Raw genomic sequence first — 17,143 nt, forward strand, 5'->3', positions numbered from 1 at the left:
GCGTCCCGCCTGACGACAGCGGCGTGACTGACGCATCCCGTAACGACACGCTCCCCGGCCCTGGTGGCAGGGAGCGTGATGATCACAGCAGTTTTCGGGGAATCACAATGACAATCAGACACCTCAAGCTGGCTGAAGCTGCCGACGGCGTGGCAGAGGAAGATCAGCGCACCACGGCCATCGTCCAGGACATGCTGCAGGACATTCGCTCGCGTGGTGAAGACGCCGTGCGCATGTATGCCGAGAAGTTCGACAACTGGAGCGGCGACTTCGTCCTCAGCGAGGAAAAGCTGGCCACGCTGATCGAGAGCGTGCCGCAGAGTGTCAAGGACGATATCGATTTCGCCCATCGCCAGATCCGTCGTTTCGCCGAAGCGCAGCGCGACAGTCTGACGTCCTTCGAGATCGAGACCGAGCCGGGTGTCGTGCTGGGTCAGCGCGTGCTGCCCATCGATGCCGCGGGTTGCTACGTGCCGGGCGGACGTTACGCGCACGCCGCCTCGGCGTTGATGAGCGTCGCCACGGCCAAGGCCGCCGGCGTCAAACACATCACGGCCTGTTCGCCGCCGCGCGGTGACAGCATCAATCCGGCGGTGGCCTACGCCATGCACGTGGCGGGTGCCGACCGTATCCTGGAGATGGGCGGCGTTCATGCGGTCGCCAGCATGGCCTTCGGGCTGTTCGGCGGGCGTGAAGCCGACATCCTCGTCGGTCCGGGCAATGCCTTCGTGGCCGAAGCCAAGCGTTTGCTGTTCGGGCAGGTCGGCATCGACGTCTTCGCCGGTCCCACCGAATCGGCGGTGATCGCCGATCACACGGCAGACCCGATGACCATCGCCGTGGATCTCGTTTCCCAAGCGGAGCACGGCCCGAACTCGCCGGTCTGGCTGTTCACCACCAGTGAAGAGGTCGCGCGCCGCGTCATCGAGTTGGTGCCGCTGGTCGGCAACGACATGCCCAACGCCGAGGTCATCCACGCCGCCTGGCGCGACTACGGCGAAGTCATCCTGTGCGACACCCGCGAAGAAGTGGTCCAGGTCAGTGATCAGTACGCCTGCGAACACCTGCAGGTGCTGTGTGAGGATCTGGAGTGGTGGAAGCAGAACCTCAGCAACTACGGCTCTCTGTTCCTGGGCGAAGGCAGCACCGTCACCCACGGTGACAAGTGTTCCGGCACCAACCACATCCTGCCGACCAAGCGCGCCGGTCGCTACTCCGGCGGTCTGAATGTCCACAAGTTCATGAAGGTACTGACCACGCAACAGCTCAGTGCCGAAGCCAACCTCAAGTTCAGTGCCGTCGGTTCGCGCATCTCGCGTACCGAAGGGATGGAAGGCCATGCCCGTGCCTGTGACTGGCGCCTCACCAAATACTTCCCCGAGCAGGATTGGGGTTTCCCCGTCTATGCCCAGAAGCGGTATTGAGGAGGCCACATGCGTCGTTTTGCCAAGTCATTCACCCAGCAGGAAGCCATCTCCGATACCGCCATCGAGGCTGCTGTCGCTGTGATGCGCAGTGGTCGCCTGCATCGCTACAACCTAGCGGAAGGCGAGCAGGGCGAAACGGCGCTGCTGGAAAAGGAATTTGCAGCGAGTCTGGGCATTCCCCATGCGCTGGCCTGTGCCTCTGGCGGCTATGCCCTGCAGCTGGCACTGCGCGCCTGCGGACTCGAGGCCGGTGACAAGGTGTTGTGCAACGCCTTCACCCTGTCCCCGGTGCCCGGCAGCATCGTCGCCGCCGGTGGCGAGCCGGTGCTGGTGGACATCCTCGAGGACACCACCGTCGATCCGGAGGATCTGGCGCGTGCGGCAGATCAGAGCGGGGCCCGTTTCTTCATGCTCTCGCACATGCGCGGCCATATCGGCGACATGCACGCGATCATGCAGGTCTGCGACAGCCGCGGCATCACGGTGATCGAGGATTGCGCGCATACCATGGGCGCGAGCTACGACGGCAAGCCCAGCGGCACTTTCGGCAAGGTCGGCTGCTACAGCACCCAGACCTACAAGCACGTCAATTCCGGTGAAGGTGGCCTGCTGGCGACCGCCGATGATGAAGTGATGCGACGCGCTATCATCCTGTCGGGCTCCTACATGCTGTACGACCGCCACCTAGCGGCGCCGGCCGCGGAGAGCTTCGCCGAGACGCGCCTGCAGACACCCAACATGAGTGGTCGCATGGACAATCTGCGTGCCGCCATCCTGCGTCCGCAACTGAGAGAGCTGGCAGAGCGTCGTGAGCGCTGGAATGCCCTGTATGCCCGCATGCAGGACCGGCTCGCAGCCATGGAGGGCGTCACGCCCATCCTGCGTGGCCCGCTGGAAGGCTACGTCGGAAGCTCCATCCAGTTCACGCTGGCACAGTGCACCCACGAGCAGATCGCCGCCTTCATCGCAGGCTGTGAAGCGCGTGGGTTACCGGTGAAATGGTACGGCAAGCCGCTGCCGGAGGATTACACCAGCCGCTACGACAGCTGGGCCTATCTGGGCAGCCATCGTGCGGTGCCTAATGCCGATCGTGTACTGGCGTCACTGTGTGATCTGCGCCTTCCGCTGACCTTCGACGTCCAGGACTGTGAGGTCATCGCTGACTTGATCCAGGACGCTCTGCACAGCGCACGACCTGTCTCGACCGTCGCGTGACTATGCCCGGCGGCAGCAGGTGACGGGGATAAACCCATAACGATAACGCTTTGAAAGCCACATGATCTTCAAGCCGCATGTCCTGGTGAAAGGGCATGTGGACCCGCAACCAGTGGAGTAATAACAATGTTCAATAAAGCTCTCTTGGCAACCGCAGTGATGTTGGCGATGTCAGCGACCGCTCAGGCCAAGACCTTCAAGGTCGGCATGGGCGATCCGATGGATTCGGATCAGGGCGCGCTTGCACAGCGCTTCGAGGAACTGGTCGAGGACCTTTCCGATGGCGAGATGCAGGTGGAGTTGTTCCCGGGCGGTCAGCTGGGCTCCGAGACCGGCATGATCCAGGACACGCGCATCGGCAAGCTGGACTTCGCGCTGATCGGCGTCGGCAATCTGACGCCCTACGCGCCGCGCCTCGGCGCGCTCACCATGCCCTATGCACTGCGTAGCCATGCGGATGCCGTCAAGGCCACCACCGGCCCGCTGGCGGATGAATGGAACCAGATCGCCGAGAAACAGGCCGGCGTCCACATCGTCAGCTGGCTGTATTCCAACTTCCGTTATCTGACCAACTCCAAGCGTCCGGTGACGTCGCTGGAAGACCTTGAAGGCATGAAGATCCGTGTGCCGCAGAACAAGATCATGCTCGCCACCTATCAGGCCTGGGGCGCCAGCCCGATCAGCATGTCGTGGCCGGAAGTCTTCACCGGTCTGCAGCAGGGCGTGATCGATGGCCAGGACAACCCGGACATCGTCAACTACACGATGAAGTTCCAGGAAGTGCAGAAGTATCTGACCGAGGTCCACTACCAGTACTCCCTGCAGCCGATCGTCATGGGGGTGCGTACCTACAACAAGCTCTCTGACGAGGAGCGCGAGATCATCGATCGCGCCGGCCTGGAAGCCCAGCTCTATGCGCTTCAATTCCAGCTGACCGAGGCCTCTCAGGCGCGTGCTGCCATGGAAGCTGAAGGGGTGCAGTCCGCCCAGCTGACCGACGAGGACAAGTGGATCAGCATTGCCAAGGAAGAAGTCTGGCCGCAGTTCTATGAAGAGATCGGCGGCAAGGAATCCTTCGACGAATTGCAGAAAGCATTGGGCCACTGAGCCCGAGTGGGCGGGGTCGCTCGCGGCGTCAGCGTGAATGACGCCTGAGCGACCCCCGCTGCGTTCAATGCTATCGAGCAGGGATACCAGACAGTGCTGGTATCCCTCTCACAGTTCATCGTGAAGGAGGCTCGCATGTTGGCCAGATTGAACAATCTCGAGGATTACGCCTGCCGCTTTCTACTCGCGGTCTTCGTACTCCTGCTGTTTTCCCAAGTGGTATTGCGTGTCGTGTTCGGTATCGGCATGGCATGGATGGAAGAGCTGGCACGCTACGCCTTCGTCTGGTTCGTCTTCCTGGGGGCTGCACACGCGGCTCACCTGAGTGCCCACAATCGGCTGCAGACCCATATCAATCTGCTGCCGCGCAAGGTGGCCAACGCCATCCTGCTGTTTGTCGACCTTATCTGGGCGCTCTTCAGCCTGATCATCGCCTACAAGAGCCTGGATCTGATCGGGCTTCTCACCGAGTTTCCCTATGAGTCCCCAGCGCTCGGCTGGTCGCTCGCCTATGTCTATTACATCTTCCCCGTGGCCTTCACCTTGATGGCCTTTCGCGTATTGCAGGTGCAGTTCCTCAAGCTGGTCAGAGGCATCGAGCCCGGCAACGTGGACGACGAGGAAGTGAAGCGCATCACGGAAGGGGCCCCGGATGCCGCCGATGACACCCGCACCGCCAAGATGGGAGGCTGATGCCATGGCCGCGACTATTCTGTTCTCTCTGTTCGGTGCACTGCTGTTTCTGGGCTCACCCATCGTCGTTGCCCTTGGGGTGGCGTCCATGGCGGTCTATGTCGTCAGTGGTGATGACATCACCTCGCTGGTGGAGCTGGCGTTCTCGGCGATCAACTCCTTCCCGCTGATGGCACTGCCATCCTTCATTCTGGCGGGCGCCCTGATGGGCGACGCCGGCATCGCGCGGCGTCTGATTCGTATCGCCGAAGAGCTGGCGGGCCCGGCCGCAGGTGGCCTGGGGGCGGCAGCGGTGATGGCCTGCATGTTCTTCGGCGCCATCTCCGGCTCGGGGCCGGCGACCACGGCGGCCGTGGGCATGCTGGTGATTCCGGCGATGATCGAACGTGGCTACGGCCGCAGCTATCCGGCGGCGATTACCGCCACCGCTGGCGGACTGGGCGTCGTGATTCCGCCCAGCATGCCGTTGGTCATCTACGGGGTGACCGCCAACGAGTCGATCTCGGCGCTGTTCATGGCGGGTGTCATCCCGGGCATCATGCTGGGGGCGGCCCTGATGATCGCCAACTACATCACCGCCAAGCGCAACGGCTATCAGGCCCAGGGCGAGCCGTACGACAAGGCGCGTGTCTTCAAGGTACTCAAGGAGGGCTTCTGGTCACTGATGGCACCGGTGGTCATCCTCGGCGGCATCTACAGCGGTCTTTTCACACCGACCGAAGCCGCCGTCGTCTCGATCTTCTATGCGCTGTTCGTCGGTGTCTTCATTCACAAGGAGTCCTCGCTGCTGGGCTTGAATGAAGCCTTCCAGAACACGACTTGGCTGACCGGTCGCGTGCTGATCATCATGTTCACCGCTACCGCCTTCGGTCGCATCCTGGTGGAGCATCACATTCCGGCCATGATCGCCCAGGGCATCCTCAACATCACCGACAGCCTGTGGCTGGTGTGGGTGCTGGTGATCGCCTTCCTGCTGATCGTCGGCATGTTCATCGAGATTCTGGCCACCATCATGATCGTCACGCCGGTGTTGCTGCCGGTCATGGTGGAGCTGGGCGTCGACCCGGTGCACTTCGGGATCGTGCTGGTGGTGAGTCTCGGGATCGGCTTCTCGACCCCGCCACTGGGCGAGAACATGTTCATCAGCTCCAGCATCGCCAACGTGTCCATCGAGAAAATCTCGGTGCGGGCGCTGCCGCTGGTCGGCACCATGGTGCTGATCGCCTTGCTGCTGGCCTTCGTGCCGCAGCTGACAATGTGGCTGCCGGATATGATGGGCTTCTAGCGGCCCAGCGGAGGGCAGTGGCTCGTCATCACTGTTTTCGTCAACACAGTGGCTCGTAAACACAGCCCTTCGTGAACAGTGCCTCATGAAACAGTTTCTCGAGAGGATGCCGGCCACGTCGCCATCCTCTCGAGCCTTGATCTTCAGTGAGAGTTTTGTCGGAGAACGACCAATGAGAAGCTCGCATGACGCCTCGGGCGCAGAACATATCGTCGTGGGCGTGTTGGGCGGCATGGGGCCGGATGCCACGGTGGCCTTCATGCAGCAGGTGATCCAGGCCACACCGGCCGAGGACGACATCAATCATGTACACATGGTGGTCGACAACAATCCCAAGGTGCCGTCGCGCATCAAGGCTCTGCTGGAAGGGGGCGATGTCTCTCCGGGGCCTGCCATCGCGGAAATGGCCCAGCGACTGGAGCAGTCCGGGTGTGATTTTCTGGTCATGCCCTGCAACACGGCCCACTACTACTGGCAGGATGCGCAGGACGCCGTCTCGATTCCGGTGTGGCATATCGTCGAGCGCACCCTGGACTGGGTGGCGGCGCAGTGGCCGGGCGCACGTGTCGGCATGCTGTGTTCCCCGGCGCTGCGCAAGATTGGCCTTTACGAAGGCTTCATCGAGTCGCGTGGTCTGTCGCTGGCCTATCCCCAGGATGAGGACGCGATGCTGGAGGTGATCCGCAGCGTCAAGAAAGGCCAGGTGAGTGATGACGCCGTCGGGGGAGCCTTCCGTCAGGCCGCCGCTGACCTGGTGGCGCAGGAAGCCGATGTGCTGGTGCTGGCCTGCACCGAGCTCTCCATTATCAGCCATCTGCTCGATGACCGGCTGCCGATCGTGGATTCCGTCGAAGCGCTGGCCGTCAGCGTGGCACAGGCGGCCACTCAGTAAGCGTCGCCGTCACGCGCCGCCCATGCCACTGCCCGAGCGGCGTTGCTCGCGTTCCTGCAGGTAGCGGGCGGGTGTAGTGCCGAGCAGCTTCTTGAACATGCTGATGAAGGCGTTGACGGACTGATAGCCGACGTCTTCCGAGACGCGCTGCACGCTCATGCCTTCGGCCAGCAGGCGAATCGCCACCACCAGGTGCAGTTGCTGACGCCAGCGGCTGAAGCTCAGGCCGGTGTCACGCTGGATAAGCCGGGCGAGGGTGCGTTCGCTCATCGCCAGTTCGCTCGCCCACTCGGCCAGGGTGCGTCGGTCGTCCGGGGTCTTGATCAGGGCATCGCTGATGCGGGTCAGCCGCGGGTCTTCGGGCAAGGGCAGGTGCAGACGTTCGCTTGGCATGCAGGCCAGCTCTTCCATCAGCACGCCGACCAGCCGCGCTGTCGGCCCCTGTTCAGGATATGGCTGGGGTAGCTCCGCCAGACGCAGCACCAGCTCACGCAGCAGGGGCGAGATCGACAGCGTGCAGCTGTGGCTTGGCATCTCGAGCGCACCGGGCTCGATGAACAGGTGGCAGACGCGGCCGCCACGGGTCAGATGATTGCTGTGGGGCAGGTTGCCGGGAATCCAGACCCCGCTGTGCGGCGGCACCATCCACAGACCTTCCGGTACGCGACTGGTCACCACGCCATGCAGGGCGATCACCAGCTGTCCCTTGCGATGCTGGTGGATCGGCACTTCCATCACCTGCTGGCCGGTCTCGACATGCAGGGCGCTGGCCGGAATCTCGTAGATGTCCGGGTCGTGCTCGCAGACGCTGCTGGAGAAGGGCACCTGATCGGGGCCGCGGGTGCTGACCCCGGGCGATGGCGGTAGAACGGGTGTGGTCACTGACATAGCGGCTCGCAGATTGTCTGATTTCAGTGATCTGATGTCATGATGGCTCAATTCTGCAGTGGGCGAGGGGATTAAGCTAGCCTCACTCTGTGTGCGGACTCATCTCTTGGGTGTCGTCCCGCCATTACCCCGTTTCACGATCGCTGCGAGCGCCTCATGACTGAACTCTGCCACTCATCTCCTGTCCGGCGACTGAGCCATCCGGCCGTATTGATCGCCGGTATCCTGTTGATCGCCATGAACCTGCGTGCGCCCTTCACCAGTATCGCGCCACTGCTGGAGCGCCTGCAGGCGGCGCTGGGCTTCAATGCCACGGCGGCTGGCCTGTTGATGATTCTGCCGCTGCTGGCCTTCGTCGTCGTCTCGCCCTGGGTGCCGCGCCTCGCCAGAGGTCTCGGGCTTGAACGCAGTCTCTTCCTCGCCTTGGTGACGATCGCCGCGGGCATCGTGCTGCGGGTGCAGGGCAGCATGCTGGCCCTCTATCTGGGTATCGGCCTGATCGGGGCGGGCATTGCCGTGGGCAATGTGCTGCTGCCCAGTCTGGTCAAACGCAGCTTTGCGCAGCATGTCGCGCTGCTGACCTCCTGCTATGTGCTGACCATGGGCATCATGGCCGCCATCGCCTCGGCGCTGATGGTGCCGTTGGCACAGGGCAGCAGCGCTGGCTGGCAGTACGCGATGCTCATAGTGGTCGTTTTGCCATTGGTGACGATGGGGGTGTGGTGGCCGCAGTTGTCACGTCGCTCCCTGCCGGCGGCGGCGAAGGAAGCCGAGAAGGGTGCCGAGAAGGACGTCGAGAAGGGTGCCGCGCGGCCGGTGCGTCAGGCAGCCGTGTGGCATTCGCCACTGGCCTGGCAGGTGACGCTCTTCATGGGCATCAATTCGCTGCTGTTCTATACCGTCAACAGCTGGCTGCCGAGCATGCTGGCGGACAATGGCTTCTCAGCCGAGAAGGCGGGCTCGTTGCATGGTCTACTCCAGCTGGCTTCGGCCTTGCCGGGATTGATTCTGGTGCCCCTGATGCCGCGCCTGAAGGATCAACGCCTGATCGCCTTCGCGACGCCCTGCATGTCGCTGGCGGGATTCATCGGGCTATGGCTGATGCCAAAGTGGGCACTGGTGTGGGTGCTGTTGCTGGGCGCGGGCTCCGGGGCCAGCTTCATTCTCGCCTTGTCATTCATGGGGCTGCGGGCGCGTGATGCCATGCAGTCGGCTTCACTGTCGAGCATGGCGCAGACGCTGGGCTATCTGCTCGCGGCCATGGGGCCGCCGCTGATCGGCGCGCTCTACGATATGCAGGGCAATTGGCAGCTGGCACTGATGGTCTGCGCCGTCCTCAGTGTGCTGATGGCAGGTGTCGGCTGGCTGGCGGGCAGAGACCGCCAGTTGCCTGAGGCGTCGGCATCTGAATAATGGAGCGCTGCCCCCAAGGGGCACTGGCACATCCCCCCATGACAAGGAAGTGAGAGATGGCGAATGCTTCATCGGCTAGCGAAGATCAACGGGCGTCTGACTCGCCAGCTGTTGCGCAGCACCCCGGACGTCGGCGCAAGCCGCCTTTGCGGGCAGCCATCCTTGGCCTGGCCAGTCTCGGAGGTATCTTCATGATCGTTCAGCCAGCCAATGCCGCGACGCTGTCACTGCGCGTGATCGAGACCACCGACATCCACGCCAACGTGATGGATTACGACTATTACAAGGACCGGCCCAGCGTGCGCATCGGCCTGGTACGCGCGGCAGGTCTGATCAAGCAGGCGCGTGCCGAGGTAGCCAACAGCGTGCTGCTGGACAATGGCGACCTCATCCAGGGCAGCCCGATGGGCGATTACATGGCGGCAGAAGGTCTCGAGGAGGGTGATGTCTTCCCGGCCTACAAGGTCATGAATCAGCTGGATTACGATGTCGGCAATATCGGCAATCATGAATTCAATTACGGGCTCGAGTATCTCGAACGGGCGCTGTCCGGCGCGCAGTTCCCCTATGTGAACGCCAACCTGCTGGACGCCACGACAGGCGAGCCGTACTTCACGCCCTACCAGATCACCGCCCATGCCTTCACCGACAGTGAGGGCAACGCTCAGACATTGAAGATTGGCTATATCGGCTTCGCACCGCCGCAGGTGATGACCTGGGACCGCAAGCACCTCCAGGGCCGCCTGACGGCCGAGGACATCACCGAGAGCGCCAGGCGCTGGGTGCCCGAGATGCGCCGGGCGGGCGCGGATGTGGTGATCGCCATCCCGCACTCCGGCATCTCGACCGACCCCTACCGGGTGATGGCCGAGAATTCGGTGTATTACCTCTCGCAGGTCGAGGGCATCGATGGCATCGCCTTCGGGCATGCCCATGCCGTCTTCCCCAGCGAGGAATTCGCCGAGGTACCGGGGGCCGATATCGCCAGGGGCACCCTCAATGGCGTGCCGGCGATGATGCCGGGGCACTGGGGCAGCCATGTGGGCGTGATGGATCTCGAACTGAGCAATGCCTCGGGCCAGTGGCGGGTAGTGAGCGGCCAGACAGAAGCCCGCCCTATTCAGGTAGGGGGCGAGGCGCAAGTGGCGGAAGATGCCGAACTGGCGGCGCTGGTCGATCATGAGCACGACGCCACGCGCGAGTACGTCAATCGCAGCATCGGACGCGCCAGTGCGGCGATGAAGAGCTATCTGGCGCTGGTGCAGGACGACCCGACGATCCAGATCGTCAATCGCGCCCAGGCCGATTACGTCAAACGCTTCGTCGAAGGCGACCCGGACCTGGAAGGCTTGCCGATTCTCTCGGCAGCCGCGCCGTTCAAGGTCGGCGGCCGTCACAATGATCCGACCCAGTTCACCGAGATGGAGGCGGGCGAGCTGAGCTTCCGCAATGCCGCCGATCTCTATCTCTATCCGAATACGCTGGTGGCGCTCAAGGTCACCGGCAGGGAAGTGCGGGAATGGCTCGAGTGCAGCGCCGGCCAGTTCCATCGCATTGATCCGGATCTCGCCACGCCCCAGCCCTTGATCAACTGGGAAGGTTTCCGCAGCTACAACTTCGACGTGATCGATGGCGTCGAGTACCGGGTGGATGTCACGCAGCCGGTGCGTTACGACGGCAATTGCGCGCTGATCGACGCCGATGCCCACCGTATTCAGGGACTCGCCTACCAGGGCGAGCCGGTCAAGGACGACGAGGTCTTCCTGCTCGCGACCAACAACTATCGCGCCTACGGCGAGGACTTCCCCGGCACCGGAGAGTCGCATATCGCTTTCGCGTCACCGGATGAAAATCGCAGCATTCTGGCCCAGTACATCTCGCGCCAGACGCAGCAGCAGGGCGCGGTGGACCCCGCGGCGGATCACAACTGGCGGCTGGCCGTGATCGACACCGATACCCCGCTGGACATTCGCTTCACCACCGCCCCCGGCGAGGATGCGCAGCAGTTCATTGATGCCCAGGCGGTCTACCCGATGACGTTGGTGGATCAGGACGAGATGGGCTTTGCCCGTTATCGCGTCGGGCTGGACCGGATGGAATAGCCAAGGCAGCACATTGTCGAGCACGTCGTTCCTGGCCTGGATTCAGGTGGGAAAAAACGCCAGTCAGCAATTGCTGACTGGCGTTTTTTTGTCACTTGGCGCTACCCGCTATCTGTTTCATTATTCGCTTTTGCCTCAGGTTCTTTTGCGCAGTCCCATTGCGGGTCAGCGCCAAGGTGCGTGCAAGGCGATGCTCAGCAGCACGCGTTTGCCGCGCTCGATGCGGCTGACGCTGTGTTCGTGAAGGTCGGGGCGAAACAGCACCACGCGGTCCGCGAGGCGAAAGAGGCTGCCATCGGTCTCGAAGACACCGCCCCGGCGGGGCTTCTTGAGCACGATATTGAGCTTGTAGTAGCTGCCGCTGCCCATCGGGTCGTTGTGGCGCATCACGCTGTGGCCTTCGGGGTAGGTCACCAGGTTGATGGTCAGGCGACGAAGATCGAGCAGACTGCGGTTGATGACACGGGCCATGGGCGTTTCCCTTGAATTTGATGGGGCCATTAAAGCGTATTTTGAGCAATCAATCAAAATCGTGCTTGAGTGATTGCTCAGGAATCCGTAAGGTGGTCCCACGTTCACGGCATCACCGCGATATAGCACTGTTTCGCCAGGCCGTGATTGAGTATTCATCAAGCGAAGAGGTCAGCAATGAGCCACGACAACGTGACAATGGAAGCCCTGGAAACCCGTTATGCGATGATCGAAGGTCACCGCATTGCCTACAAGGAAATGGGTGAAGGTCAGCCGCTGTTGTTGATTCACGGTATTCCGACCAACAAGCTGATGTGGCGTGATGTGATGCCGGAATTGGCCAGGCATTATCGTGTCATCGCACCGGACATGCTCAACTATGGCGAGTCGGACATGCCGGTGGATGCTGACGTTTCCATCAATGCCCAGACACGCATCTTCATCAAGCTGATGGATTCACTGGGTGTGGCGAGTGCGGATGTCGTCTCGCATGATATCGGCGGAGGTATCGGTCAGCTGATGGCCGTCAATCATCCCGAGCGTGTTCGCCGTCAAGTACTGATCGACAGCGTATGCTTCGATTCCTGGCCGATTCCGGAGTTCAAGCAGCTGCTGGAGCCGGGCGTCGAGGAAGCGACCAGCGTCGAGGAATTCATCAGCACCATGCGCGGCTTCATGCCCAGTGGTGTGCATGATCCGGCCGTCGCGACCGAAGAGATGGTCGAGCGCTATGTGTCCCAGTGGAACAGCGAGCAAGGCAAGGCGGCTTTCTTCCGCAACATGCGTCGTCTCAACAAGGAATACACCCAGGCCATCGCCGGTGAGCTCAAGAATATCGAGATCAAGACTCTGGTGCTGTGGGGCGACAAGGACAACTTCCAAAAGCCGGATTACGCCCCGATGCTGGCAGATGCCATTCCGGGTGCCGAGCTGATCTGGGTGAAGGATGCCGGTCACTGGGTGACGGATGAAAAGCCGCAGGATACCGTGCGCTATATCCTGGACTTCCTCGCCCGCTGAGGAGGAGCCCATCAGCCATAAGCGCAGTAAAATCTCACCCCTGATGGTGAATGAGCCCTGAACGACAATGCCCGGTCCTATGACCGGGCATTGTCGTATCTGGCGGAAATCGCGCACGGGAAATCGCCTAATGATGCGCGATGTTCCGCGCGGCCGGAGGGGACTGTCGCTTGCGCTTGGCGGTGATCGTCAAGGCCTCTTCCTCGGTAAGGTCATCGATGATCGTGTCGAGAGAGGCATTGCCTACCGGGGGCAGGGGCGCGTGATCACTCCGCGGGGCAAGCGTCGGCGCTGTCTGGAAGGCGAGGGGTCTTTCCAGTGCCATGATGCTGCCACTGCGCGTCGGGGTGCACTGCTCATTGACCAGGGTGAAGCCGTGGCGCTGGTAGAGCGCCAATGCCGGGCTGTCGGAGAAGACTCTCAGGCGCAGCGCGCGCGGGCAGGGCTGAGCGCCCGGGGAGAGCTCGGAGGCGCGGTCTTTCATCAGCGACTGGCCGTACTCCTGTTGCGTTGCCAGCTGGATCAACCAGTTCAGGCAGGCGGAGCCGACGCCACGGCCTTGCCAATGTGGCACCAGTTGCAGGTCGCGCAGATACAGGATGTCCGGCAGGGCCTTGAGGCTGATGAAGCCGACCCATTCGCCATTGATACGTATCGCGTAGTTCTCGTTGTCCTGCCAGCGCTCGCTGAACAACTCCTCGTCCCAGCTCATGCCATGCCGTTTGTAGGTCGCGAGCATGTTGCCGCAGCACAGTCGCCGAGCCGCGGCGCTCAGATAGCTGCTGCAAGCCGAATCGCTGATAGGGGTAATGCTGAGATCATCCATGATCCTGTCGCTTATTGTTGAGGGTAGGGGCACAGATGCGCGGACTGATGACCATTCGTCCAGAATAGCGGACCAGTCGGTTAGCGCATACTAATGTAGTTTGCCATCTATCATCGGATGTTGGGTTGCCGCTGACAAGTGAATGCCTGTCCAGTGCTTGTCCTGCACCTTTCAAGCGCCCCTCAAGTGCCCCTCAAGTGCCCGTCCAGCTTTGCCCAGTCGTAGAAGGTGAGTCGAGAGTTGCCAAAACGTAATAGTTACACTATAACATTGCGTTTTTGTTCGTCGGCGGCGGTTGCGCGTCGGCATCCATGCTCTTGCTCGGGACTCGCGATATCGATGGTCAAATTGCTCTCAAGGCTTCGGTGGCAATACCGAACCTTCCTTCACGATCGCAGGCAGCTGGCCGTCGCCAGCGTCGCGCTGAGCCTGGCCGTGGTGCAGCCCAGCCATGCGCAAGATGCCTCAGCGGCGCAAGCGTCGGCGGCTGACACACGACGTCTGGAGATTGTCGCGCCCTTCGACATTAAGGGGGCGGACCCGCTGCTCAGCGGCATTCTTTTCCAGCGCATGCAGATCGTCGAGACACTGGTCGAGGTGGATGCCACGGGAGAGCTGCAGCCGGGATTGGCGACCGATTGGGAGGTCTCGGATGACGGCCTGGAGTGGCGCTTCACGCTCCGCTCCGGCGTACAGTTCCATGATGGCAGCCAGCTGGATGCCGAGGTGGCGCGTCAGGTGCTCGAGATCGCAAGTGCCAAGCCGGGTCTGTTGAAGTCGGTGCCGGTCGAGCGGATCGTCGCCGAAGATGCCCAGACGCTGGTGATTGCCCTCAGCGAGCCCTTCGCCGCATTGCCCGCCTATCTGGCCGATTATCGCCAGCAGATACTCGCGCCGGCAGCCTTCGATGAGACGGGCACCGCCCAGCAGGTCATCGGCACCGGCCCCTATCGCATGCTGCGCATGACGCCGCCCTTGAGCCTGGAAGTCACCGCCTTCGAGGACTACTGGGGCCCGCAGCCCGAGGTGCGCCAGGCGCGCTATCAGGCGGTGAGCCGCGCCGAGGGCAGGGCATTGATCGCCGAGAGCGGAGATGCCGACTTCACCTATGGGCTGGACCCCGCCAGTCGCCAGCGTCTCTCCCAGTCGCCGCGTGTGACTCTGGCAGCGGCCGCGACGCCGCGCACGATGCTGTTGAAGGTCAACGCCAATCATCCGGCCTTTCAGGACCCCGCTGTACGGCGTGCATTGAGTCTGGCGATCGATCGCACCGCCATCGCTCAGGTCGTGCTGCGCTATCCGCGTGGCGCCAGCCAGCTGTTCCCGCCGATGGTGGAAGGCTGGCATGACCCCGCACTGCCCGAGCTGCATCAGGACGTCGCCGAGGCGCGTGCACTGCTGGACGCCGCAGGTTGGACCGTCGGCGAGGAGGGTATCCGCCACAAGGATGGCCAGCGCCTCGCGATCAGCCTGATCACCTTCTCGGACCGTCCGGAGCTGCCGCTGGTCGCCACGGTGCTGGAGCGCCAGTTCCACGCCATCGGCATCCAGACACGTCTGGATATCACCAACTTCTCGGCGATTCCGGCCGGCCATCATGACGGCAGCCTCGACATGGCGCTGTTCGCGCGCAATCTGGCCATGGTGCCGGACCCCATCGGCAACGTGCTGAGCGATTACGCGGGAACCCCCGAGGCCCCTGGTGGCGACTGGGGCGCGATGGGCTGGTTCGATGCGGACTTCACCGCCGAGCTTGAGCGCATGGCACGCGAGGGCTATGGGCCCACACCGGCAGGGCAGGACCCGCGCGCCCAGGCCAGCGGCGTGATCCAGCGGGCGCTGCCCGTGATCCCCATCGCCTGGTACTACCAGAACCTGGCGATCTCCAATCGACTGCAAAGCGCTCAGGTAGATCCCTGGGAGCGTAGTTTCGGCCTTTCAGAATTGCGGTGGGCACAATGAATCTCCCTTCACGTCTGTTGCAGCTATTGATGGTGGTGCTGATGGTCGGCGGCGCCAGCTATCTGATGATGCAGAGTCTGCCCGGCGATGCCGCCTGGCGTATCGCGGCCGGCCGCTATGGCTATGATGCGCTGGATGCGGCCGCTGCGGCCTCGGTACGCGCCGAACTGGGCCTCGAGGCACAGGGCGGCTTGCACTTCCTTTACTGGCTGGGCGATATCCTGCGCCTGGAGCTTGGCACCTCGCTGATTTCCGGTGAATCGGTGTGGGTGGAGATTCGTCATCAGCTGGGCAACTCCCTGTCGCTCGCCGGCGCGGCGCTGGGCATCTCGCTGCTGATCGGCCCGCCGCTGGGGCTGCTGGCCGGTCTGCGTGCCGGTGGCTGGCTGGACCGTAGCCTGCTGGCCGTCTGCAGTCTGCTGCGTGCCACGCCGCAGTTCCTGCTGGCGCTGGTGCTGATCCTGCTGATCTCGGTGGAGATGGGCCTGCTGCCGGCCGCCGGTCACGGTGAGCCGCAGCACTTCATTCTGCCGGCGATGACGCTGGCGCTCGGGCTGGCAGCGGTATCGGCACGCCTGGCACGTGATGCCATGGCCGCCGTCACCCAGACGGCCTTTCATGATTTCGCGCGCTGGAAGGGCCTCAGCAACGCCCAGACCTTCTGGCGTCACGGCCTGCGCCATGTGGCCTTGCCGCTGGTGACCTATCTGGGACTGCAGTTCGTGACCCTGGTGGAGGGTGTGGTGGTGATCGAGAGCATCTTCGGCTGGCCGGGCATCGGCCATGCGCTGGTGCACGCCATCTTCTCGCGCGATGTGCCGATGGTGCAGGGCACCGCCCTGGTGCTGGGCGTCGGCTTTGTCTTGATCAATCTGCTGGTCGATCTGCTGGGTCGCCAACTGGACCCACGGGGTGTGAAATGAATCAGGTGGTGGAAGGGCTTGCGCCGCAGCGCGTGGAAGCCGTGCGTCGTCCACGTCTTGACTGGCCGTTGCGCCGGGTGATCGGGGCCGCGATGGTCGCCAGTCTGGTGCTGCTGGCCTTGCTGGGCAATCTGGTGATACCGGGAGACCCGCTGGAGCAGCATCTCTATCGTGCACTGCAGGGCGCGGATGCCGTCGGTGTCTCTGACGCCGGCGAGGTGATCACCAGCGCCCCGCTGGGCTATGACCACCTTGGGCGCTCCCTTTATCACCGCCTGGTGGCGGCGCTCGGGCTGTCGCTTTCCATTGCCGCGGGGGCGGTGATTCTGGCGGCTTTTTCGGGCATTTCGCTGGGCCTGCTGGCCGCGGGACGCGGTGGTTGGGCCGAGCGCCTGTTGAGCCTGGTGGCAGACAGCCTGCTGGCATTGCCGGGGCTGCTGCTGGTGCTGATGGTCAGCGTCATCCTGCCGTCGACGCCGCTGGCATTGTGGTTGGGTCTGTCGCTGGTGCTGTGGGTGGAATTCTTCCGCCTGGCTCGCGCCACCGGTCGCAGCGTGCTGGCGAGTCCCGGTGTGGAGGCCAGCCGTCTGCTGGGCTTCGGGGCCTGGTACCGGTTTCGTCATCACCTGTGGCCGGAAATGGCACCCGTGATGATGACGGCGATGGCCTTCGGCATGGCCAACGCCCTGATGGCGATTGCCGCGCTGGGCTTCGTGCATGTCGGCATTCCGGAGCCCACGCCGGAGCTGGGCACCATGATGGTCGAGCTGTTGCCGTACTGGCGTGAAGCGCCATTCGCGCTGCTGACGCCGGTGCTGGTTACCTTCCTGCTGTTGCTGGGGCTGTTGCTGATGTCCGGCAGCAAGGCCAGAACGTCAACCGCCGCGGACACCCTCGAAGGAGCGCGCCCATGAATGTC

15 protein-coding genes are annotated in these 17,143 nt (G+C 62.9%); 12 read left to right on the forward strand and 3 right to left on the reverse strand.

Annotation, left to right across the window (positions count from 1 at the left end; genetic code table 11):
- The first annotated feature begins 107 nt into the window (after positions 1–107).
- The 6 genes from hisD to FLM52_07990 all read left to right on the forward strand — a co-directional run bounded on the left by hisD (position 108) and on the right by FLM52_07990 (position 6,619).
- Positions 108–1,424 carry a histidinol dehydrogenase gene (hisD, locus tag FLM52_07965; GenBank protein NVN55718.1) on the forward strand — a complete coding sequence of 439 codons (1,317 nt, stop codon included), beginning with the start codon at positions 108–110 and terminating at the stop codon, positions 1,422–1,424.
- Between the two features lie 9 nt (positions 1,425–1,433).
- The gene (locus FLM52_07970) at positions 1,434–2,642 is read left to right on the forward strand and encodes an aminotransferase class I/II-fold pyridoxal phosphate-dependent enzyme (protein ID NVN55719.1); all 1,209 of its coding nucleotides are present in this window, start codon (positions 1,434–1,436) and stop codon (positions 2,640–2,642) included.
- A 126-nt stretch (positions 2,643–2,768) separates the two neighbouring features.
- Positions 2,769–3,749, forward strand: coding sequence for a TRAP transporter substrate-binding protein (locus FLM52_07975; GenBank protein ID NVN55720.1), 981 nt, complete (start codon positions 2,769–2,771; stop codon positions 3,747–3,749).
- A 135-nt stretch (positions 3,750–3,884) separates the two neighbouring features.
- Positions 3,885–4,442 (forward strand): TRAP transporter small permease, encoded by a 558-nt coding sequence (locus tag FLM52_07980; protein NVN55721.1) that lies wholly within the window; start codon positions 3,885–3,887, stop codon positions 4,440–4,442.
- 4 nt (positions 4,443–4,446) lie between these two features.
- Positions 4,447–5,727, forward strand: coding sequence for a TRAP transporter large permease (locus FLM52_07985; GenBank protein ID NVN55722.1), 1,281 nt, complete (start codon positions 4,447–4,449; stop codon positions 5,725–5,727).
- Positions 5,728–5,899: 172 nt separating this feature from the next.
- Positions 5,900–6,619, forward strand: coding sequence for an aspartate/glutamate racemase family protein (locus FLM52_07990; GenBank protein NVN55723.1), 720 nt, complete (start codon positions 5,900–5,902; stop codon positions 6,617–6,619).
- 9 nt (positions 6,620–6,628) lie between these two features.
- Here the strand turns inward: FLM52_07990 and FLM52_07995 are convergent, their stop codons facing one another.
- Positions 6,629–7,507, reverse strand: coding sequence for a helix-turn-helix transcriptional regulator (locus FLM52_07995; protein ID NVN55724.1), 879 nt, complete (start codon positions 7,505–7,507; stop codon positions 6,629–6,631).
- Between the two features lie 156 nt (positions 7,508–7,663).
- Between FLM52_07995 and FLM52_08000 the strand changes: the two genes are divergently transcribed.
- Positions 7,664–8,920: a CynX/NimT family MFS transporter gene (locus FLM52_08000; protein NVN55725.1), complete on the forward strand. Its 1,257-nt coding sequence runs from the start codon at positions 7,664–7,666 to the stop codon at positions 8,918–8,920.
- A gap of 56 nt (positions 8,921–8,976) precedes the next feature.
- Positions 8,977–11,022: a bifunctional 2',3'-cyclic-nucleotide 2'-phosphodiesterase/3'-nucleotidase gene (locus tag FLM52_08005; protein ID NVN55726.1), complete on the forward strand. Its 2,046-nt coding sequence runs from the start codon at positions 8,977–8,979 to the stop codon at positions 11,020–11,022.
- 165 nt (positions 11,023–11,187) lie between these two features.
- Here the strand turns inward: FLM52_08005 and FLM52_08010 are convergent, their stop codons facing one another.
- Positions 11,188–11,493 carry a 2OG-Fe(II) oxygenase gene (locus FLM52_08010; GenBank protein NVN55727.1) on the reverse strand — a complete coding sequence of 102 codons (306 nt, stop codon included), beginning with the start codon at positions 11,491–11,493 and terminating at the stop codon, positions 11,188–11,190.
- Between the two features lie 198 nt (positions 11,494–11,691).
- Here FLM52_08010 and FLM52_08015 point away from each other — a divergent pair, with 198 nt between their 5' ends.
- Positions 11,692–12,513: an alpha/beta hydrolase gene (locus FLM52_08015; GenBank protein NVN55728.1), complete on the forward strand. Its 822-nt coding sequence runs from the start codon at positions 11,692–11,694 to the stop codon at positions 12,511–12,513.
- A 127-nt stretch (positions 12,514–12,640) separates the two neighbouring features.
- Here the strand turns inward: FLM52_08015 and FLM52_08020 are convergent, their stop codons facing one another.
- Positions 12,641–13,339 (reverse strand): GNAT family N-acetyltransferase, encoded by a 699-nt coding sequence (locus FLM52_08020; GenBank protein NVN55729.1) that lies wholly within the window; start codon positions 13,337–13,339, stop codon positions 12,641–12,643.
- Positions 13,340–13,678: 339 nt separating this feature from the next.
- Here FLM52_08020 and FLM52_08025 point away from each other — a divergent pair, with 339 nt between their 5' ends.
- From FLM52_08025 to FLM52_08035, 3 genes are all read left to right on the forward strand, one after another.
- Positions 13,679–15,301, forward strand: a complete 1,623-nt coding sequence (locus tag FLM52_08025; GenBank protein ID NVN55730.1) for an ABC transporter substrate-binding protein — start codon at positions 13,679–13,681, stop codon at positions 15,299–15,301.
- Positions 15,298–16,224, forward strand: coding sequence for an ABC transporter permease (locus FLM52_08030; GenBank protein ID NVN55731.1), 927 nt, complete (start codon positions 15,298–15,300; stop codon positions 16,222–16,224). The genes FLM52_08025 and FLM52_08030 overlap by 4 nt, the downstream gene beginning before the upstream one ends.
- Before the next feature lie 92 nt (positions 16,225–16,316).
- The gene (locus FLM52_08035; protein ID NVN55732.1) at positions 16,317–17,138 is read left to right on the forward strand and encodes an ABC transporter permease; all 822 of its coding nucleotides are present in this window, start codon (positions 16,317–16,319) and stop codon (positions 17,136–17,138) included.
- Positions 17,139–17,143 lie beyond the last annotated feature (5 nt).

This window comes from bacterium Scap17, assembly GCA_013376735.1.
Classification (GTDB): Bacteria; Pseudomonadota; Gammaproteobacteria; order Pseudomonadales; family Halomonadaceae; genus Cobetia.